19 protein-coding genes and 1 tRNA gene are annotated in these 20407 nt (G+C 46.0%); 13 read left to right on the top strand and 7 right to left on the bottom strand.

Going from position 1 to position 20407, the window contains the following annotated elements:
• The first annotated feature begins 5 nt into the window (after positions 1-5).
• The 4 genes from ICN19_RS05540 to ICN19_RS05525 all read left to right on the top strand — a co-directional run bounded on the left by ICN19_RS05540 (position 6) and on the right by ICN19_RS05525 (position 2414).
• A complete protein-coding gene (locus ICN19_RS05540) occupies positions 6-359 on the top strand; it encodes a hypothetical protein (protein WP_216246141.1) in 354 nt (117 codons plus the stop codon).
• 69 nt (positions 360-428) lie between these two features.
• Positions 429-1049: a DUF6803 family protein gene (locus ICN19_RS05535; protein WP_216246140.1), complete on the top strand. Its 621-nt coding sequence runs from the start codon at positions 429-431 to the stop codon at positions 1047-1049.
• 169 nt (positions 1050-1218) lie between these two features.
• Positions 1219-1596: a carboxymuconolactone decarboxylase family protein gene (locus tag ICN19_RS05530; RefSeq protein ID WP_216246139.1), complete on the top strand. Its 378-nt coding sequence runs from the start codon at positions 1219-1221 to the stop codon at positions 1594-1596.
• Positions 1596-2414 carry a hypothetical protein gene (locus ICN19_RS05525; RefSeq protein ID WP_216246138.1) on the top strand — a complete coding sequence of 273 codons (819 nt, stop codon included), beginning with the start codon at positions 1596-1598 and terminating at the stop codon, positions 2412-2414. The genes ICN19_RS05530 and ICN19_RS05525 overlap by 1 nt, the downstream gene beginning before the upstream one ends.
• Before the next feature lie 135 nt (positions 2415-2549).
• Here ICN19_RS05525 and ICN19_RS05520 read toward each other — a convergent pair whose 3' ends face one another.
• The gene (locus ICN19_RS05520) at positions 2550-3050 is read right to left on the bottom strand and encodes a hypothetical protein (RefSeq protein ID WP_216246137.1); all 501 of its coding nucleotides are present in this window, start codon (positions 3048-3050) and stop codon (positions 2550-2552) included.
• A 358-nt stretch (positions 3051-3408) separates the two neighbouring features.
• Between ICN19_RS05520 and ICN19_RS05515 the strand changes: the two genes are divergently transcribed.
• Together ICN19_RS05515 and infA are read left to right on the top strand one after the other, a co-directional pair.
• Complete coding sequence (locus tag ICN19_RS05515; protein WP_216211860.1) at positions 3409-3612, top strand: cold-shock protein; 204 nt, start codon at positions 3409-3411, stop codon at positions 3610-3612.
• An 86-nt stretch (positions 3613-3698) separates the two neighbouring features.
• The gene (gene infA / locus ICN19_RS05510) at positions 3699-3959 is read left to right on the top strand and encodes a translation initiation factor IF-1 (RefSeq protein ID WP_216246136.1); all 261 of its coding nucleotides are present in this window, start codon (positions 3699-3701) and stop codon (positions 3957-3959) included.
• Positions 3960-4158: 199 nt separating this feature from the next.
• Here infA and ICN19_RS05505 read toward each other — a convergent pair.
• The 3 genes from ICN19_RS05505 to tsaE form a co-directional block, all read right to left on the bottom strand.
• Positions 4159-4234: transfer RNA gene (locus ICN19_RS05505), tRNA-Lys, on the bottom strand.
• 86 nt (positions 4235-4320) lie between these two features.
• Entirely contained in the window at positions 4321-5667 is a 1347-nt protein-coding gene (locus ICN19_RS05500; RefSeq protein WP_068323967.1) for an N-acetylmuramoyl-L-alanine amidase, read from the bottom strand.
• Between the two features lie 17 nt (positions 5668-5684).
• Positions 5685-6218 carry a tRNA (adenosine(37)-N6)-threonylcarbamoyltransferase complex ATPase subunit type 1 TsaE gene (tsaE, locus tag ICN19_RS05495; RefSeq protein WP_216246135.1) on the bottom strand — a complete coding sequence of 178 codons (534 nt, stop codon included), beginning with the start codon at positions 6216-6218 and terminating at the stop codon, positions 5685-5687.
• Between the two features lie 43 nt (positions 6219-6261).
• Here tsaE and queG point away from each other — a divergent pair, with 43 nt between their 5' ends.
• From queG to ICN19_RS05480, 3 genes are read left to right on the top strand one after another with little or no spacing between them, the layout of a single operon-like run.
• On the top strand, positions 6262-7359 hold the full coding sequence (gene queG, locus ICN19_RS05490) for a tRNA epoxyqueuosine(34) reductase QueG (RefSeq protein WP_216246134.1): 1098 nt from the start codon (positions 6262-6264) through the stop codon (positions 7357-7359).
• A gap of 26 nt (positions 7360-7385) precedes the next feature.
• On the top strand, positions 7386-8171 hold the full coding sequence (locus ICN19_RS05485) for an AzlC family ABC transporter permease (protein ID WP_216246133.1): 786 nt from the start codon (positions 7386-7388) through the stop codon (positions 8169-8171).
• Complete coding sequence (locus tag ICN19_RS05480) at positions 8168-8539, top strand: AzlD domain-containing protein (RefSeq protein WP_216246132.1); 372 nt, start codon at positions 8168-8170, stop codon at positions 8537-8539. The genes ICN19_RS05485 and ICN19_RS05480 overlap by 4 nt, the downstream gene beginning before the upstream one ends.
• Before the next feature lie 28 nt (positions 8540-8567).
• Here the strand turns inward: ICN19_RS05480 and ICN19_RS05475 are convergent, their stop codons facing one another.
• Positions 8568-11648: an FAD-binding and (Fe-S)-binding domain-containing protein gene (locus tag ICN19_RS05475; RefSeq protein WP_216246131.1), complete on the bottom strand. Its 3081-nt coding sequence runs from the start codon at positions 11646-11648 to the stop codon at positions 8568-8570.
• A complete protein-coding gene (locus ICN19_RS05470; RefSeq protein ID WP_216246130.1) occupies positions 11645-12340 on the bottom strand; it encodes a GntR family transcriptional regulator in 696 nt (231 codons plus the stop codon). Before ICN19_RS05470 ends, ICN19_RS05475 begins: the two co-directional genes overlap by 4 nt.
• Positions 12341-12547: 207 nt before the next feature.
• Between ICN19_RS05470 and ICN19_RS05465 the strand changes: the two genes are divergently transcribed.
• The 3 genes from ICN19_RS05465 (at position 12548) to ICN19_RS05455 (ending at position 15749) form a co-directional block, all read left to right on the top strand.
• Positions 12548-13732, top strand: coding sequence for an alanine--glyoxylate aminotransferase family protein (locus ICN19_RS05465; protein ID WP_216246129.1), 1185 nt, complete (start codon positions 12548-12550; stop codon positions 13730-13732).
• 145 nt (positions 13733-13877) lie between these two features.
• Positions 13878-14285 carry a heme-binding protein gene (locus ICN19_RS05460; protein WP_216246128.1) on the top strand — a complete coding sequence of 136 codons (408 nt, stop codon included), beginning with the start codon at positions 13878-13880 and terminating at the stop codon, positions 14283-14285.
• 6 nt (positions 14286-14291) lie between these two features.
• Positions 14292-15749, top strand: a complete 1458-nt coding sequence (locus ICN19_RS05455) for a DEAD/DEAH box helicase (RefSeq protein ID WP_216246127.1) — start codon at positions 14292-14294, stop codon at positions 15747-15749.
• Positions 15750-15811: 62 nt separating this feature from the next.
• On the opposite strand, the gene gluQRS is transcribed toward ICN19_RS05455, so the two are convergent.
• Entirely contained in the window at positions 15812-16762 is a 951-nt protein-coding gene (gene gluQRS, locus ICN19_RS05450; RefSeq protein ID WP_216246126.1) for a tRNA glutamyl-Q(34) synthetase GluQRS, read from the bottom strand.
• A 3-nt stretch (positions 16763-16765) separates the two neighbouring features.
• Here gluQRS and dnaE point away from each other — a divergent pair, with 3 nt between their 5' ends.
• The gene (gene dnaE / locus ICN19_RS05445) at positions 16766-20383 is read left to right on the top strand and encodes a DNA polymerase III subunit alpha (protein WP_216246125.1); all 3618 of its coding nucleotides are present in this window, start codon (positions 16766-16768) and stop codon (positions 20381-20383) included.
• Positions 20384-20407: the final 24 nt, after the last annotated feature.

Genomic DNA, 20407 nt, shown 5'->3' with positions numbered 1-20407 from the left:
GAAGAATGAGAAAGATATGTATTACTCTTTGCCTAAGTCTCTTTGCCAGCTTGATTCATGCTGCTGTGATGCCTATTGTGCAACCCACCTCTCAATCATCAGTTACCCAAGTCCATCATCAAGTTACTGTAGTTGATAACTCTGCGCATCATTGTGATGATGTGGCTAGCAATGCATCGGATAGTAATAGCAAGCAGCCTTGTCATGGTGATAGCTATCAATGCTGCTTAGGATTGGTGGTAATTTCACCCTTTGCAGTACTGGCTCCTGCAGATTTCAGTGCAAGCCCAGTCGTAAATTATTCTTCATTGGCGCTTCAGCCGATGATCAACTGCATCTATAAACCTCCAAAATCCTAAGCTCTTTTTTGCATTACGCATGAGCTTGATTTGTGATTACTAATCGCACACTTATTTTGGAGAAATACAATGAACATGACTCACTACATGGAGTTATTGGCTGTTAACCAGCCTTGGAATTTAATTATCTTTATGGCCATTCCGGTCATTCTGGCGGAGACCTTGGCTATTACAGAGTTATACCTATTATTTACCCGTAAATTCGATGGGGCGGTCTATTACCTCAATCGATTTGCAGGAATCGCAGTGGGTATCTACTTTATTGGCATCATTTACTACATCGTGACCAATGCCATCATCCCCATTACCAAGGCGGGTGAGTGGAGAACGATCATTGATGTCATAGCAGTATTTACTTATGTCATTGCTGGTCTTCCATTAATTTGGATTGCCTTGCAAGAGTTAGGGCTTGTTAATAAAGCACTTGATCAAATGGGTAAACTCAAAATCCATGCGATATGTGTAGCTCTATTTTTGGTATTTGGGCATATTGCCATGATTGCCGGTATGGCTGACCCTAGTATTTTTGGGTACAAGGGTACGGGTAGTCATCAAATGGGAGGGCCAAATGACTACGAGCATTGTGATCCTGCAATGCACCAACAGATGATGGGTGTTCATCAAAAAATGATGAATGGAGGTGCGCCTTCTTCTTCAATGCCTATGGGAAACCAAAGCCATAAGCACTAATAGCAAGGCGCTCCGATGGACGCTAGATAACTAGATTGCTCAATAGGGCCCTCGAATGAAAGTTCGGGGGCTTTTTTTAATTAGTATGACTACCCATTTTTTCTGCGGAAAAGTCTAGCCTTGATTAAGGTATATTAGTTTTGATTCATAGATAAAAATAGGAGAACATATGAACCGCGAACTATTTGAAAAAGGCTTAAAAACACGTAAAGAAGTTTTGGGTGCTGAATATGTAGAGACTTCATTAAAAAATGCAGATGACTTCAATATGCCAATGCAAGAGTTGGTCACTGAGTACTGTTGGAATGAGATCTGGAATCGCCCTGGGCTTGAGAGAAAAACACGCAGCTTCTTAAATTTAGCAATGATTGCTGCCTTGAATCGTCCGCATGAATTGAAATTACATGTTCGTGGCGCCATCAACAATGGCATTACTAAAGATGAAATTCGAGAAGTATTTATGCAGGTAGCCATTTACTGCGGTGTACCTGCAGCCATTGATAGTTTCCGTGTAGCTAAAGAAGTCTTTAAAGAGATAGGAATCTAATGAGGCCTGTAGTTTTAGGCTTGTTATTAGTAGTTCTCGCTCTTTCTGGATGCGCACATCTTTATAAAACGCAAATACATGATGTTGTCTATTTGTCAGACCCTCAATTTGCTCAAATTCCTGATGGCGATGTGCGTGTTAATGGGGTAAGTGGTAAGCCGTATGTAATCACTCAACAGCATTTCCAGAATCTGATGGCAGTTAGAAAGAAGATTGTTCCTGTCCAGGGTCAGTATATGCAAATTGCTCTTGTAGATTCGGATTTTCACACCTTACTTTTACTATCGCATGATGGCAAAAGTTATGTGGCGATGAGTTTTGATTTTCTGAATATCTTTGGATCCGATGAGGAGTCCTTAGCTGCTGCATTGAGTCATCAATATGCTCATATAGCGGCTGGCGATAATGCAGATGTTCAGGATAGTAGGGAAGTAAAGTACTTTGTTACCAAAGAAATTGTCAGCACCGGGGTGTCTCTTTTTGCAACTGCTGCTGGTGGGTATGGTGCGGGTGCTGCGATTGATGAGGCAAAACGTGTTCAGGATAAAGGGATTGAAGATCAGGTAAATCCACTGGGTATGAAGTGGCTTCTAGATGCTTCTTACTCGCCATGTGGGTATCTGAAGATTAAATATGTAATGGATAAAAATTCTGCTGTTTCCAGTGCGCTTACTTATTTATATACACACCCTGGAATTGATGATCGCGTAAAGTTGTCAAAGCAGTATCTAAAGGAAAACAATCTTGAGTGCAGTAATCTAACCCCTGACCCATCTGCGGGGGTAGTAAATAAGTCTGGCCGACTACAGCAGCAATAATATTGGCCAATTGTCGCAAGATGTCGTTTGATTTTAAGAAACTTACTCAAATACAAAAGCTACCTGAAGATAGCTTTTAAATAACCGCCGGATCCGATAGGATTTGAGCTTGCGACCAATGGCCTAGCTTGGCTTCTAGTTTGCGGGCCTCATAGTGAAGTCACCATTATCACTGCTGTTAGCAGTTTTATTGACCTCATAGTATGTGGCTTCAGCTACGCCCAATTGGCTCATGTAGTTCGTAACCATTTCAGATCTATTTGGCAAAACTACAAAGCGATACGACTTGCCACTGTCAAATTGATAGCTTTGAGAAAATACACCGAATGAGCCAGAAAATGTACTGTCTACCTTAAGAGTATGTTTTCCTGAAGGTATATTTACTGTGCAATTGCCTGCATTGGGGATAACGCAGACTTTAAGGTCATCCACATAAACTTGAGCGTTTCTCACAATTCCAAACCAAACTGTACTTGTGCGATTGAAGATCAGGGTGACATCACCACCTGGATTTACAGGGGCGGCACCCTCTTGAGGCATCATGCCCTGACAGCCTGCTAAGAGGATGGGGAAGGCAATACTTAGTAATTTTTTGAATGGCACTACCGCATCTCCAAAGTAAGCAACGTTAGGCATACATTACCTCAATTTAGCTTCTGCAAGCCATGTGCTTGGATTCCAAGGAAAAATCTGCCAGAAGGTGGCTTTTGTATGACTGGTGGGTCGGGCGAGATTCGAGCTCGCGACCAACGGATTGGCAAAGTACTTTTACCCTCACCTAGGGCTCTTATAAAGGCAATTTGTTAATAAGCAATCTTTTGTAGCTAAAGTAGAGTAAAATACATTCAGCGATTTCCAAGCTAATAGTGTTGTTGTACTAGTAATTAATACCGCAGTTCTGCGATAGTTCTTCTTAGCATCTCCCCCGCCATTCTTGACTTTCGCCCTATTTGGGGCATAGCCCTTTTTATATTTTTTTAAGGAATAGTCAGATATGGCAAACGGAACTGTGAAATGGTTTAACGACGCAAAAGGCTTCGGCTTTATTACCCCTGAACTCGGTGGCGAAGATTTATTTGCCCATTTTTCAGCAATTAATAGCAGTGGATTTAAGTCTTTAGCTGAAGGTCAAAAGGTGACTTTTGATATTACTACTGGCCCTAAAGGCAAGTTGGCAGCCAATATTCAACCTGTTTAATTCAGAAGCAAATGCCGGGCGGAAATTATTTGCCTGGTCCAAAGCCCAGCATGACTGGGCTTTTTTATTTTCATTAAGGATGTTCAATGGCAAAAGAAGAGTTGCTTGAAATGGAAGGTCTTGTTGATGAAATTCTGCCAGATTCTCGTTATCGGATTACTTTAGATAATGGCCATAAGCTTATTGCTTATACAGCGGGAAGAATGAAAAAAAATCACATCCGTATATTGGCTGGAGATAAGGTTTCTTTGGAGGTCTCACCCTATGACTTGAGCAAAGGCCGTATTACATTTAGACATCTTGAGAAGAAGCAATCTTTTGCTAGTGTGCCGAAAAGACGATATTGATCTTTGAAGTTTAAAGCCGTAAGTTAAATTAATGCTTGCAATGAATCTCAGGCCCTGGATGATGCTGCCCCAGGCAAGTAATAAATACTAAAACCACCTTCGGGTGGTTTTTCTTTGATCGCTTGCCACCATAAGTTATCGACATATTCCAAATAGCCAAAAGAATAGGGACCACATTACTGTGATCCCTTTGTATAACTGGTGGGTCGGGCGAGATTCGAACTCGCGACCAACGGATTAAAAGTCCGCTGCTCTACCGACTGAGCTACCGACCCAGTTAAGCCATAAATTATAGCAAGAAGTTTGTAGCTCTTCCCTTGGTCTGCGGGGTCTACCCCTCAAGCCTTGTAACTACAAGATCCTAGGAGTTGACCCGTCTGGCAACCGGCGGATTTTTGGAAAAATACTCCTTAATTCCCCTCAAAATCGCCTCTGCAATGCGATCCTGGTAACTGTCATCGTTTAATCGGGCCTCTTCCTGTGGATTGCTAATAAAAGCGGTTTCTACGAGGATTGAGGGGATGTCTGGGGCTTTTAAAACGGCAAAACTGGCTTGCTCTACCTTCGGTTTATGTAGAGCTGCAAATCCACCGATTTGCTTCAGGATGGAGTTACCAACCTGTAAGGAATCTTTAATCTGAGCAGTGGTCGACATATCTAGGAGCAAGTTAGCAACCTGCCTATCTTGTGTCTTGATATTGATGCCGCCAATTAAATCAGAGGCATTCTCTTTATTCGCCATCCAGCGTGCGGTAGTGCTACTAGCACCCATTTGAGAAAGCGCAAATACGGAGGCGCCCCTAGCATTTCTTTCAATGAAGGCATCTGCATGAATCGATACAAAGAGATCCGCTTCAACACGGCGTGCTTTTTGTACACGGACATGAAGAGGTACAAAGTAATCACCATCCCTGGTCAAGAAAGGGCGCATGTAGGCTTCGCCTTCAATCTTGTCTTTGAGACGCTTCGCAATTGCGAGAACGACATGCTTTTCCTTGGAGCCTGCTGCGCCAATGGCACCCGGATCTTCGCCACCATGGCCGGGATCAATCGCAATCGTGATCAAGCGCTTGTATTTGGCGGGTGCCGGCAACTCTTTGGTTTCGGGTATGGCTTGGGCAACGGGGGCTGCCGGAACCTTGGCAAGCTCTTTTTCTTTCTTAGTGGCGAACTGCGCAATCAAATCTATTTCTTCATTGGATTTCTCAAGAGCAGTTTCTTTTTTAGCGCTGCTTCTCACTAAAGCCATCAAAGGATCAGGTGGTGTAGTGGGGTACAAGTCAAACACCATGCGGTAGTTGTACTCAGCCACTGGATCAAGCGTGAAGAGTTGCGGCTTGATCGGTTCTTTCAAGTCAAATACCAAACGCACAATGCCTGGCTGAAATTGCCCCACTCGAACTTGAGAGATGTACGGATCATTCGGTTTTACTTTAGCCACTAAATCTTTGAGAGTGGGATTGAGTTCCAATCCCTGCACGTCCACCACCAAGCGATCTGGATTAGTCAGAATCTGTTGGGTAATCGGTAGCGGCGTATCGGATTCCAGGGTTACGCGGGTGTAGTCCTCTGAAGGCCATACGCGTACGCCCAATATCTTGGCTCCCCAGGCAATATCGACCTCAGTCAACAGCAAGGCAAAGCTTAAGAACTTTGCTGAAGTCTTGAGGGTTTGTCTTTTCGAGAGATTGGTTTTCTGATTGCTCATGTATTAATAGCAAATAACTATTGTTGAATCTCTTGTAATGCCATTTTTCCAGATTCAGTGATTGCATTGATCTTAATAGCCCGTTCGTTTTCATCTGCGCCTGCAGCTAACTGAATCTGAATATCAAAACCTGGCAGTGTGCCTTCAGCTTTTTCTGGCCATTCAATTAAACAAATACCTGGAACATCAAAGTGCTCTGCAAATCCTGCTTCTTGCCATTCCAGTGGGTCACGCATGCGATATAAATCAAAATGGTGAACAGTGATTGCTTGATCTTTTAATTGCAGCGGGTAAGGTTCGCACAAAGTGTAAGTCGGACTTTTTACTTTGCCCTCATGACCCATTGCCTGAATGAGGTACCTCGCAAAAGTCGTTTTGCCAGCACCGAGATCGCCCTCTAGGGAGATATTGAGATGCGAACCTGACTGCTGATTCAGAAAGTGCTCAAAACTGGCGGCTAGCTGCTTCGCAAGGGATGCAGTGTCAGCTTCCTGCCTACAATAGAGATCAATTGCAGTGAGCGGGGACTGGATTGCCTGTGTTTGAGCCATTCCCCTAGTTTATTCAATTATTAAGATACATTCTGTATTCCATATGCCTTTACCTACCAGCCCTCAATCCTTGGATGAGACCAATCTGCGCGATTGGCTCAATACCCAGGCTATGGCCTTGGGGTTTGATGGCTTACGCATTACCGACACCCATTTAGGTCCTGCGACTGAGCGCTTGAAAGAGTGGCTGGCAGAAGGTCGTCACGGTCAAATGGAATACATGCAGCGCCATGCAGAATTGCGCTCCAATCCTGAGCTTTTAGTTCCCGGCACAGTCCGTGTGATTTGTGTGTCAGTTAACTACCTACCGCCCGAGACGGACTTTGATGCTGAGTGGCAACGATTAGAAGATCCTACGCAAGCAGTCATATCCATGTATGCCAGAGGGCGCGATTATCACAAGGTGCTGCGTAACCGCTTACAAGAATTTGCCCAGCTGATTGAAGGGCGTATCGGCAAATTAGGCTATCGCGTATTTACAGACTCAGCACCATTGATGGAAGTAGAGTTGGCACGCAAAGCAGGCTTAGGCTGGCGTGGCAAACATACGCTCCTACTCAATCGTGAATCGGGCTCCACATTTTTCTTGGGTGAGATCTTAGTAGATGTGCCGCTACCAATTGATGAAGAAATTGAAGAGCATTGCGGTTCCTGCACATCCTGTATAGACGTTTGCCCTACGCAAGCTATCACTGCACCATATCAACTAGATGCAAGAAGATGCATCTCTTACTTAACTATTGAAAATCCTGATGCTATTCCTGTGGAATTTCGACAGGCTATGGGTAATCGCGTGTATGGCTGCGATGACTGTCAACTTATTTGCCCATGGAATAAGTTTGCTAAACGTACAGAGCTGCCCGATTTTGCAAGACGTCATGGCTTAGGGCAGGCGACACTCTTGCGGCTATGGTCCTGGACTGAAGCAGAGTTTGAGCAACGCCATGAAGGTAGCGCTATTCGTCGAATTGGTTACAGCCGTTGGCGCCGTAATCTGGCTGTGGCCATGGGTAATGCTTTGGCGAGTGGACTTGAGAAGGGCGCCATTACAGAAGCACTAAAGGCAGCACTTCCCAGTGCCGATCCTTTAGTGGCTGAACATATTGAGTGGGCCTTAGGTCAAAATGCGCAGTCAGCATAAATACTCACAAGCTTTACAATTGCTCTATGTCATCTAACGGCCAGCCCTACATTGATCCTAGCGAAGTCGCGCTAGAAGAAGTTGCGGTACAACGCTTTAAAAACCCAAGTCACGCCTTTTGGTCTGGCATTCGGGATGCTGCTGGTGCGCCAGCGATGGTACTTTTTGCTGGTATGGTGGGCTTTGGAGCGATGGGTAAAACCAATGGCTTTGATGTTTGGTTCACGACCTTTACTTCGTTTTTCATGTTCGCCTTACCAGGCCAGGTTGTTTTGCTCGAGATGGCGATTACAGGGTCATCTGTATTGGCGATTGCTTTAGCGGTTACGCTAACCTCAACACGTTTTATCACCATGACGGTGACACTCTTTCCGCAGTTTCATCAAAAAGATCGCAATCGTAGTCTCTATGCATCCGTCCATTTACTGGCAATGACAGCATGGGCAATCTCGATGCGGGAGTTTCATGCAATTGAGATTAAGCACCGCCTCAGTTACTTTGTTGGGCTAGGGCTCTTGTGTTGGTTGATCTCTGTACCTGGAACTGTCTTAGGTTACTACTTGGCTGGCATGGTGCCAAAGCCAGTTACTTTAGGTTTGGTATTCATTAATCCATTGTTCTTCTTGCTGACTTTTACCGAGGTGAAGCCTTGGATTAATCGTATTGCACTATTACTAGGATGTATCTTTGGCCCGATCTTTTTCATCATTGACCGCGATACCAGTTTGTTAACGGCTGGTTTAGTTGCGGGCACCATGGCTTACTTTATCGATCGTAAGTTCTTGCGCAAAAAAGCGGGAGTGCTTGGATGAACGGGGCAGTAGATGCTTTCAATCACATGAGTGATGCACTTACTGGATGGGGTCTATGGATCGCTTTGGTTGGCGCCTGTCTAGGTACTTACTTCTGTCGTGCCATTGGTGTGTTTCTATCACAGAGTATTAACCAAGATAGCGAGATCTTTCGCTGGTTGGCTGCGGTGACCTATGCAATGGTTGCTGCACTTACAGTGCGTTTGATTGTGATGCCGCTTGGTCTGATGGCAACCGTGCCTCTATGGATCCGTGTTCTGATTTGTGCCTTAGCGATTGGCGTGATGATTTCTAAACCCACAAAACGATTGGTTCCGGCTTTATTAACTGGAACCTTATTGATGGTGGGTTACGGCGTTATTCGTTAACTACCCAAATAACGCTAGACCATCTTTTTTATAGATGCGCCGCCAAAATTCTGGCGATATGAACAGCTTCTCTTTGAGTACCATCCGCAATTTGATGGCGACAGCTTGTACCGTCAGCCACTACCCAACTATCTGGTGACTTCCGAATACTAGGCAATAGGCTAGCTTCTGCCATTTGCTTAGACACTTCAATATGTTCGGCTTCGTAACCAAAACTACCTGCCATACCGCAGCAAGAAGATTCAATCAACTTAGGCTCTGCATTCGGAATGAGTTTGAGTAACTCCATTGCAGGAGTAACGGCAGCAAAAGACTTCTGATGACAGTGACCATGAAAGAGCACTGATTTATCGGCTGCTTTGAGGTTTAACTTGAGCTTGCCAGCCTTAGCTTCGCTCGCTAAGAATTCTTCTAGCAATTGCGCTTGCTTAGAAACACTCACTGCGCGCTCACCAAAGCCCATCACCAATGCTTCATCTTTCAAGGTAAACAAGCAAGAAGGCTCTAAACCAATAATCGGAATATGTTTGTCTGCATAAGGCGCAAGATGATCAACTAATTCACCAAGAGTTTCCTTGGCTTTATCGACCATGCCTGCAGCTAAATAGGTTCTGCCACAGCAAAACTCTTTAGAGCATGAACTTTCTGCTTGGTTTGCTGCTTTACTTTGACTCTTGCTTTGATTCTTATTGGGGATATGCACTCGATAGCCCGCAGCCTTGAGTACTTTTAATGCTGCCTGGAGATTTTCATCTTCAAAGTAAGCATTGAAGGTATCGGCCAATAAAACAACACCTTTGCCATCGGTATTGCTAGCTAGTTGCTCTGGTGTGTACTGATAAGAGTCAGCTGTTTTTTGATTCCAGAAGGTTTTACTCTTCCAAATTGGCAGACTTCTTTGCGCAGAGATACCCATGATCCATTCTTGTAGCTTAGCAACCGGCGCAATGTGATTACGTAAGTTCAAAAGAGTTGGTAGCAGTGGGGTAGTGCTAATCGTGCTGGCATATTTGGGGAGATAGGCAACTGCTAGATCCCTGAGCGAGTGGCCTACACGCTTCTTGTAAGCAGAAAGAAACTCAATCTTCATCTTGGCCATATCAACGCCAGTAGGGCATTCGCGGCGACAGGCCTTACAGCTTACGCAAAGCTCCATCACTTCTTTAATGGCATCGCTACCCAGCGGCGAAGATTCATCTTTGATATCGAGTTGATTAGATAGTGCAAGTCGAAGTGTATTGGCTCTACCGCGTGTCAGATGTTTCTCATCACGGGTGACGCGATAACTAGGGCACATCACTTCCGCATCAAACTTACGGCAATGACCATTGTTGTTGCACATCTCTACTGCTTTGGCTAAACCCATCGCTGGGTCACCACCAGTACCAGGTGCCGTAGTTTCTTCTGTGACAGGATCGTTTTGGACGTTCCAAGCTGACCAATCGAGTGCGGGTTGCAGTGGAATGACCTTATAACTTGGTGGAAATCTAAAGTTGATGGAGTCATCCATCTTTGGCGGATTAACAATCTTTCCTGGATTAAATAACCCCTTTGGATCAAATGCGTATTTGATTTCTGCGAGGGCTTCAGTGATCTTTGGACCAAACTGCCAAGAGATCCATTCGCCACGACATAGACCATCACCATGCTCACCGCTATAAGCGCCTTTGTATTTACGTACCAGGGCAGAGGCTTCTTCGGCAACAGCGCGCATTTTCTGGGCGCCATCTCTACGCATATCCAAGATGGGACGTACGTGCAATGTGCCTACGGATGCGTGGGCATACCAAGTACCACGTGAACCATATTTAGAAAATACTTCAGTGAGTGCTTGGGTGTAATCCGCCAAACTCTCGAGAGGCACGGCACAGTCTTCGATAAAGCTCACTGGCTTACCATCACCTTTGAGGCTCATCATGATGTTCAAACCGGCTTTACGCACTTCCCATAAATTCTTTTGCAGAGAGGCATCAGGCATAGTCACTACAGAACCTGGCAAGCCCAAATCACTCATGAGTTCCTGTAAAGCTTTGAGCTTTTCTAAGAGTGGCGCATGGGATTCACCCGAAAACTCCACCAATAAAATCGCTTCAGGTGTTTGTGCGGTGTGATCGATTAAAGCGGTTTCAATGGTTTTCTTAAAGCTTGGGTTGCCGCGTGCCAAATCAATCATGGTGCGATCCACCAGCTCTACAGCAGTAGGGCCGAGCTTCACAATATGCTGAGCGCTATCCATGGCTTTATAAAAGCTCGCAAAGTTCACGATACCGAGTACTTTGTGTTGCGGCAATGGCGCTAGTTTGAGTTTGAGCGACTTGTAATAGGCGAGGGTCCCTTCGCTACCTACTAACAAATGGGCTAGATTGACGCTGCCATCTTGGGTGTAAGGTAATTCACTTTGGGGGTTGAAGATATCGAGGTTATATCCCGCTACCCGTCTTAATACTTTTGGAAAATGCGCCTCAATTTCTGGTTGGAGAGTATGAGCTAGGTTTTTTACAAAATCACCCAATTCTTTTGCAGCTCCAGTGCTGCTGGCGTAATCACTGAAGTTGGCAATTCTGCCATTTGCTAACCACGCATCAATACCTAAAACGTTATGCACCATATTGCCGTAAGCAATGGAGCGACTGCCGCAGGAGTTATTACCTGCCATGCCGCCAATGGTTGCTTGACCTGCGGTGGAAACGTCAACTGGATACCAGAGACCATGTTGCTTTAAAGAGCCATTGAGATGATCAAGCACGATGCCTGGCTCAACTTCAACATAACCTTTATCAAGATTGAGATCTAAAACGTTTCTGAAATATTTGGTGTTATCGATAACCAGTGCTGCGCCAGTAGTTTGACCGCATTGGCTAGTGCCACCACCACGAGGAAGGACAGGCACGCCCAGTTCAGCAGCAATCTGAATTGCGCTCGCAATATCTTGTGCAGTCTTTGGTACAAACACGGCAACTGGCATTGCTTGATAGATAGAGGCATCCGTTGCATAGCGTCCACGACTCGCGCTATCGGTCATTACTTCGCCAGAAGTCTCCTGACGCAAGCGCTTGGCTAGCTCAGCCTGATCCACCATGAGTTCTTTGAGGTCTAGAGGCTTATTCATGACTTGGCTGTCTCCACGTCTTTTATTTCTGCTTCAGATTTGAGTAGTTGCACTACAACATCGCGTTTGTTTTGTACGTGCTGGATCATGATCTTGCGCATACGTGCAGTATCTCTGGCTTTGAGGGCATCGAGCATCTCTTGGTGTTCTTCAACTGCCTTTTCCCATTTCACGCCATCTTGGTTAGAGCGAAAGCGCAGGGCTTCGATGCGGGCATTGACTTGCGTGAAGAGTCTAGAGAGCACTGGATTATTTGCAGCTTGATTAATCAGATGATGAATACGCAGATTCAGTTTGTAGTAACTGGATAAATCACGGCGCGCATATGAAGCCATCATTTCATATTGGAGGGCCTCTAATTCAGAGAGGGTGGCATCACTAATATTGTTGGCAGCCAATTCTCCAGAGAATCCTTCGAGATCCGCAATCACATCAAAAGTGTGAATCACATCCTCAAGGGTTAGCTGAACTGCAATTGCGCCACGATTGGTAATAAGTTCAACCAAACCATCTGCAGCTAAGCGACGAATCGCTTCCCGAATAGGGGTGCGAGATACATTGAGGCTCTCAGCTAATTCACGCTCATTGAGTTTGCTGCCGGGCGCGATCTTGCCTTCGACCAAGAGTGATCTGAGCTTTTGAAAAGTGGCCTCATGCAAATTCTGAGAATTAGGCTGTTCTATGGCTACCATGCTGGAATCCCCTAAACCCTATATTTGTATACAAAATTAACAATAAGCCATCATAAAGCATAAATACAGGCTTTAAATGCCTATTTATGGGTTTATTTAAGTAATTATTTCAAATAATTTGTATGCAAAAATGGAAAATTGCCAAAAATTGTCATACACTAGCTCCAGAAATAACACCCATAAACACACCCATAAGTGAGACAAAGCATGTTGAAACTTGATAACCACGCATCAGGACGCCACTTTTTACATATTCCTGGCCCTAGTCCTGTTCCTCCACGCGTACTGCGCGCCATCAGCTATCAAACGATTGACCATCGCGGCCCTGAGTTTGGCGCCTTCGGTCTGAAGGTTTTAGAAAACATCAAAAAGATTTTTAAAACTGAGCAGCCTGTGATTATTTATTCCGCTTCCGGAACTGGTTCTTGGGAAGGTGCTTTGGTAAACGTACTGAGCCCTGGCGACAAAGTGCTGTTCTATGAAACTGGTCAGTTTGCTAACTTGTGGCGTGCACTTGGTAAGCGTCTTGGTTTGGATGTCGAAGTGGTTGGTAAAACTGGACAAGATTCTTGGCGTTGGGGTGTAGATGCATCAGTCATCGAAGAGCGCTTACGTAAAGACACGGGTCATGAGATCAAAGCAGTTTGCGTAGTGCATAACGAAACTTCTACTGGCGTGACATCAAACATCGCAGCAGTTCGTAAAGCGATTGATTCCCTGAAGCATCCAGCCTTATTGCTCGTAGACAGCGTATCTGGCTTGGGTTCAGCCGATTATGAGCATGACAAGTGGGGCGCTGACGTCACGATCTCTGGCTCACAAAAAGGCTTGATGTTGCCACCAGGCATTGGCTTTAATGCTTTATCACCACGCGCTATTGAAGTCAGTAAAAGCAACAAAATGCACAAAGCTTATTGGGCTTGGGATGAAATTCTTGAATCCAATAAAACAGGTTACTGGCCAACAACTCCGAGCACCAATTTGATGTACGGTTTGCATGAAGCAATGGACATGATGATGGCTGAAGGATTGGATACGATCTTTGCACGTCATCAACGTTTAGCTGCAGCTTGTCGTGAAGCAGTGAAAGCTTGGGGCTTAGAAATTCAGTGTCAAGACAAAGATTGTTATTCACCAGTACTTACTTGTATTGCTACTCCGGAAGGTATGGATGCGGATGTATTGCGCAAACATGCTCTTGAGAAATTCAATCTCTCGTTGGGCACTGGTTTGGGCAAGATCAAAGGCAAGGCATTCCGTATCGGCCATTTGGGCGATTGCAATGAATTGAGCTTGATGGCTGCTTTAAGTGGTGTAGAGATGAGCTTGGGCTCTATGGGTTACAAACCTAAGGCCAGCGGCGTAGTCGCAGCCCAAGAGTTCCTTAAATAAGAAGGACTTAGAGCAACACAGAAGCGCATTAAGTGGGGTGGAGCCTGATTCTGTATATGGGATCGCGCTACACCCCTTATAATTCAAGTACTTATATAGAAGTGCATTAAACAAATACACCAAATTCGAGACAGAAAGATTAAACATGACTGCTACTAAACCTTACTTAACTCAAGCTGATGTTCAAAAGATTTTGGACGCAGCAGACAAGCACGCTGCTAAACATAATTTGGCAGTGACGATTGCTGTTTGTGACGATGGTGGTCATATGTTGGGTTTAATTCGTCGTGATGGTTGCGCTCCTTTGTCTTCTTATATTGCACAAGAAAAAGCGCGTACTGCTGCAATGGGTAAACGCGAGACTCGTGTTTACGAAGAAATTATTAATAACGGTCGCCATGCTTTCTTATCTGCCCCGCACGTATCAGGCATGTTAGAAGGTGGCGTCAATATCGAGGTAAACGGGTTTACCATCGGCGCAGTCGGCGTTTCCGGCGTTAAATCTGCGGAAGATGCTGAGACCGCTAAGGCCGGCATTGCCGCCATCATGTAAGTTACCTTGACAAATACTGCTACTGAAATAAATTCATCTACAGGGGTTAGCGAAGCCGCTACCCCTAGTGTTACTAACACTGACACTGCTGCCACTGCTTCACCTCCGGCAACAATCACTTTTGCTGACTTTGGTTTAGATCCGAAAATTCAAAAAGCGGTTCTGGAGCAGGGCTACAACACTCCGACTCCGATTCAAGCGCAATCGATTCCGCATGTCTTGGCTGGAAGCGACCTCATGGGTGCTGCGCAAACCGGTACCGGTAAGACAGCTGCCTTTGTATTGCCGATCATTCAAAAGATTTTGCGTCACGCTAGCAATAGCGCGTCACCGGCACGTCATCCAATTCGTGCATTGGTTCTCACGCCAACTCGTGAGTTGGCCGTGCAAGTAGCTGAAAATGCTGCGAGCTATTCAAAGCACACTGATCTGCGCGCTGCAGTAGTCTACGGTGGCGTGGACATGAAAGAGCAAGTAGGTATTTTGCGCAATGGCGTAGAGATATTGATTGCCACTCCTGGTCGTTTACTTGATCACATTGGATCTAAAGTGGCCAACCTCTCCCAAGTAGAGATCTTGGTTTTAGACGAAGCAGACCGCATGCTCGACATGGGCTTCTTGCCAGACTTACAACGCATCATTGATTTAATTCCGGCGCAAAGACAAACCTTATTGTTCTCAGCGACTTTCTCCCCAGAAATCAAAAAACTGGCACAAAGTTATTTGCGTACTCCAGTAACGGTTGAGGTAGCACGTCAAAATGCCGCAGCCGATACAGTTAAGCAAGTAGTGCACATGGTTTCCTCCGCCGATAAACAACGTGCGATTGTGAAAGTGCTTGAAGCACGCACACGTGCAGGCTTATCACGTCAATGCATCATCTTTACCAATAGTCGTTTGGGTTGCGCAAAGTTATCGCGTGCCCTAGAGCGTGACGGTATTAAAGCGGGTGCGATTCATGGCGATAAGAGCCAAGGTGAGCGCACCTTAACTTTGGATGCGTTTAAGTCTGGCGCCATCGAAGCTTTAGTAGCAACTGATGTAGCAGCTCGTGGTTTAGATATTCCAGATATGCCTTGCGTGATTAATCACGAACTACCATACAACGCAGAAGACTTTATTCACCGTATCGGTCGAACTGGTCGTGCCGGTAGTAAAGGCGATGCAATTGCATTGGTTGATGCCAGTGAGAAGCGCTTACTCGACGATATTGAAAAGTTGATGAAGCGTAAATTAGATGTGAAGCCTTTGCCTGAAGGTGCACCTTCAGCAAGCCGCCCATCATCTAGTAGCTATGGCAGCGCGCCAGCTAAGATGTCAGACCCTTTCTTCTACAAGCCTTACGAGCCATCTGCATCTACAGCCTCTGCTACAGATCCTGCAAAGCCCGAAGAGAAAAAAGTAGGTATTACTCCTGCTAAGCCTGCCGTTGGTGCTTTACTCGGCGGCTTTAAAAAGAAATAAAGAAACAAGAAATAAAGAAACAAGAAATAAAGAAACAAGAAATAAAGGAAAAGCTAAGTTCTTTAGCTTTTCCATGCATGAGTGGCTGCTAACAGCCACTCAGCAATCGTAGTGTTCTCGCCATCAGGCAAGTTTTTCAATCCCAAATGCTTTGCTGCTTTACGCAACTCCATCAGCGAGTGTTTTTCATCTTGCGTATTGATCTGTGTTGCTAGAGTTTGTTTGCTGAGCTTTTCACCATGCTCATCAAGCACTAAAGGCAGATGTAAATACTCTGGCCTTTGATATCCCAATGCCTTTTGTAGATAAATTTGTCTTGCGGTATTGCTCAACAAATCTTTGCCACGCACGATATGGGTGATGCCTTGTTCGGCATCATCAACTACAACGGCTAGCTGATAGGTAAATAATCCATCACTTCTGCGCAGTACAAAATCGCCCGCTTCCTGATTGAGATTTTGGCTTTGGTGTCCTAGTGCTAAATCCTCAAATTCAATATGGCAATTTGGGGGCAGAGCGATCCGCCAAGCTTTCCCTCGATCTTTAAAGGTATCTGCGGGATTGCTTATTAAAGAGGCAGGGCGGCAGGTGCCTGGATAGACCATTTCTTGATTGCGGGGGGTTTCTATTCCGAGACTAGCTAGGGTATTGGCAATGGTCTGTCTGGAGCAAGTGCAGGCATACAGGCATTCCAAGCCATTTAAGCGCTCTAAAGCCCCCTGGTAAGCCTTTTGGCGCTGGGATTGATGGATGATCTCCTCATCCCAAGAAAGCCCACAGGCGAGCAATTGGGACTGTATTTGCTGGGTTGCTTCGGGGGTGCAGCGAGGGGCGTCTAAATCCTCGATTCTGAGCAGCCATTTACCCCCTTGTTTACGGGCATCTAGCCAGCTTCCAAGGGCAGCAACCAGGGATCCGGCGTGCAGTGGGCCGGTAGGGGAAGGGGCAAATCGCCCGCGATAGCCGCCGGCTGGGGATGAAAGGTTTTTAGGTGTCGACACAGCTAAAATCATCTCATGGCTTTACCCCGTTTTGTACATCTCCGCGTCCATTCCGAGTTTTCGATTACGGATGGAGTCGTTCGCATTGATGATGCGGTCGCGGCAGCTGTCAAAGACGAGATGGGCGCTCTAGCCATCACAGATTTAAGTAATTTATTTGGTTTGGTGCGTTTTTATACCGCTGCTCGCTCTGGCGGTATTAAGCCCATTGCCGGTGCCGACGTTTGGATTAGTAATCCTGCGGATCCAGACCAGCCCCATCGTTTATTGCTCTTAGTTCAAAACCATTCCGGTTATCTCAATTTATGCGAGCTGCTCAGTAGAGCTTCCTTAGATAACCAATCACGCGGTCGTGCTGAAGTGGATTCAGCTTGGTTTAGTGAGCCTGCTGCTAAAGCTGAAGATAAAAAAGCCAAGCGGACCTTATCTTATGGATTGATTGCGCTCTCTGGTGCGCGCATGGGTGAAGTAGGGACAGCATTGCTAGCTGGTCAAGAAGATCAAGCGAAGATTGTTGCTAGACGATATGAAAAGCTGTTCCCAAACTCTTTTTACATTGAGGTTCAGCGCGGCGGCAATCCACAAGACGAGAAGCAGCTGCAACTCGCTTGCCATTTAGCGAGTGAACTCGATTTGCCGGTGGTCGCAACCCACCCAGTGCAGTTCATGCAGAGAAGTGATTTCACGGCGCATGAAGCCCGTGTTTGTATTGCTGAAGGCGAATTACTCGGTAATCCGCGTCGCACCAAAAAGTTTAATGAAGAGCAATACTTCTTAACCCAAGAAGAGATGGAAAAACGTTTTGCAGATTTGCCGGCGGCAATCGCGAACTCTGTTGAAATCGCTAAGCGTTGCAATCTCTCTCTAGTCTTAGGTCAGCCACGCTTGCCAGATTTTCCAATACCGCCTGGAATTACTTTGGAAGATTATTTATTGCAACAATCCGAGGTTGGTCTGAAGCGCCATATGGAACGCAACTTCCCGGATGTGGAAGAGCGCGAAAAAGAAATGGCGCGCTACCAAGAGCGTCTCGTATTTGAAGTGAAAACGATTGCTCAGATGGGTTTCCCAGGCTACTTCTTAATCGTGGCGGACTTTATTAACTGGGCTAAGAACAATGGCGTACCAGTAGGGCCGGGTCGTGGATCCGGTGCTGGCTCATTAGTAGCGTATTCACTTGGCATTACCGATTTGGACCCACTGCGTTACAACTTACTTTTTGAGCGCTTCCTCAATCCAGAGCGGGTATCAATGCCCGACTTCGATATTGACTTCTGCCAACACGGTCGTGACCGTGTGATCCAGTACGTAAAAGATAAGTACGGCAAAGATGCGGTAAGTCAGATTGCTACTTTTGGAACGATGGCTGCCAGAGCGGCGATTCGTGATGTGGGACGTGTGCTTGAGCAAGGCTATAACTTCGTGGATGGTATTGCTAAGCTGGTGCCAAATAAGCCAGGTCAGTACATGACGATTGAAATGGCGAAGAAGGAAGAGAAGCAATTAGCCGAGCGCGAGAAGAATGAAGACGAAGTGCGTCAATTGCTGTCTTTGGCGCAGCAGTTAGAGGGTATGACTCGTAACGTCGGTATGCATGCGGGTGGTGTGTTGATCGCCCCAGGGCGCCTCACAGATTTCTGCCCTCTCTACACCCAAGAAAGCAAAGATCAGGACAGTAGCTCCGTCATTAGTCAGTTTGATAAAGATGACGTAGAAGCAATCGGCTTGGTGAAGTTCGACTTCTTAGGTTTAACCACGCTCACCATCTTGGCAGCAGCAGAGCGCTGGATTAAAACTTTGCACGCTGATCGCAGAGATTGGAATATCGGCGAGATAGCGCTTGATGATGAAAAAGCATTTGATGTTCTCAAGCGCGCTAATACGGTGGCGGTGTTCCAGCTAGAAAGTCGCGGCATGCAAGGCATGCTTCGTGAAGCTAAGCCTGACCGCTTTGAAGACATTATTGCCTTGGTAGCTTTGTATCGCCCAGGTCCTATGGATTTGATCCCAGACTTTATTGAGCGTAAACACGGTCGCCAAAAAGTCGAATATCCCGATCCACGTATTGAGCCGGTTCTGCGTGAGACCTACGGCATCATGGTCTACCAAGAGCAGGTGATGCAGATGGCGCAGATGATTGGCGGCTACTCATTAGGTGGCGCTGATATGTTGCGCCGTGCGATGGGTAAGAAAAAGCCTGAAGAGATGGCGCAGCATCGCAAGATTTTTAGTGATGGTGCAAAAGCTGGTGGTATCTCTGAAGGTAAAGCCAACGAAATCTATGACTTAATGGAGCGCTTTGCAGGCTATGGATTTAACAAATCCCATGCTGCTGCATACGCACTCTTGGCGTATCAAACCGCTTGGCTTAAAGCCTATTACCCCGCAGAATTTATGGCGGCCAACTTATCGCTCGCGATGGATGACACCGATAAGGTGAAGATTCTGTACGACGATTGCTTGGTGAATAACATTCGAGTGTTCTCGCCAGACATTAATACTGGTGTGTATGAGTTCACGCCATTGCGTGCGCCTGATGCAGCACCGGACTCCCCAATCAGTCATGTACGTTACGGCTTAGGTGCTGTACGCGGTACTGGCGAAGCTGCAATTGAGTCGATAGTTAAAGCGCGAGAGACTGGCGGACCATTTAAGGATCTGTTTGATTTCTGTGCACGAGTAGATCGCAGGCAGGTGAATCGCCGTGCGATTGAAGCCTTAATGCGTGCTGGTGCATTTGATAGCCTCTATCGTGACTCTGTACCTGCGGGTGGCAATCTCTATGACATTCGCTCTACCTTGCTTGCTTCTTTAGCGAGAGCGATTGAAGCTGCTGAGCAAGCTGAGGCTTCTATTCATCAAGTCAGCTTGTTCGAAATGGCTGGAGAAGAAAATCGCCATTTACCAGAGTTGGTACGTGAGCCTGTTTGGTCTGAAAAGAAGCGTCTGCAAGAAGAGAAGAATGCTTTAGGCCTCTGTCTAACAGGCCATATGTTTGATGCCTATCGTGATGAGACCTCCCACTTTATTCGTCAACCTTTGTCAAAAGTTACTGAGGGCAAAGATCAACTGATCGCGGGCATTATTACTTCTGCGCGGATGTTAACTGGCCAGCGTGGTCGCATGATGATTGCGACGATTGATGATGGCACCGCAGCCTTGGAAGTCACTTTATATAGTGAAGTATATGAACCTAATCGCTCCTGGCTCAAGGAAGATGAGCTCTTGGTCGCCAAAGTCAATGTGATTCCCGATAAGTTCTCAGGCGGAATGCGTATCGTGTCTGAGGCAGTGATGGATATCACTGGTGCACGCATGCGCTTTGCACGTAATGTTCACGTCTGTATTGATAACGCTATTGATATCAAGATGCTGCGTAGTCAAATCAATCCTTACTTGATGGCCAATCGTGTCAGAGACCCTAAGTTAGGAGCTGCTGCTCCAGCTGTACCGGGATCAAATGACGGCATGAAGGGTTTGATGTTGACTGCTGCAGTGACAACAAGTGGCGGCGCCTGCTTAATGCAGTTCCCAGAAGAGCTGCGTATCTATCCAGATGATGCTTGTTTGCATAGCTTGAATCAAATCTTGGCATCTAAGCAAAAAGATCCCGTACAAGTTCAGTACCACTAAATAATTATCTTACAGTGGTAATTT

The sequence above is a fragment of the Polynucleobacter sp. AP-Capit-er-40B-B4 genome, from assembly GCF_018882245.1.
Lineage (GTDB): Bacteria > Pseudomonadota > Gammaproteobacteria > Burkholderiales > Burkholderiaceae > Polynucleobacter.
This window is presented reverse-complemented; position numbering and strand designations above follow the sequence as displayed.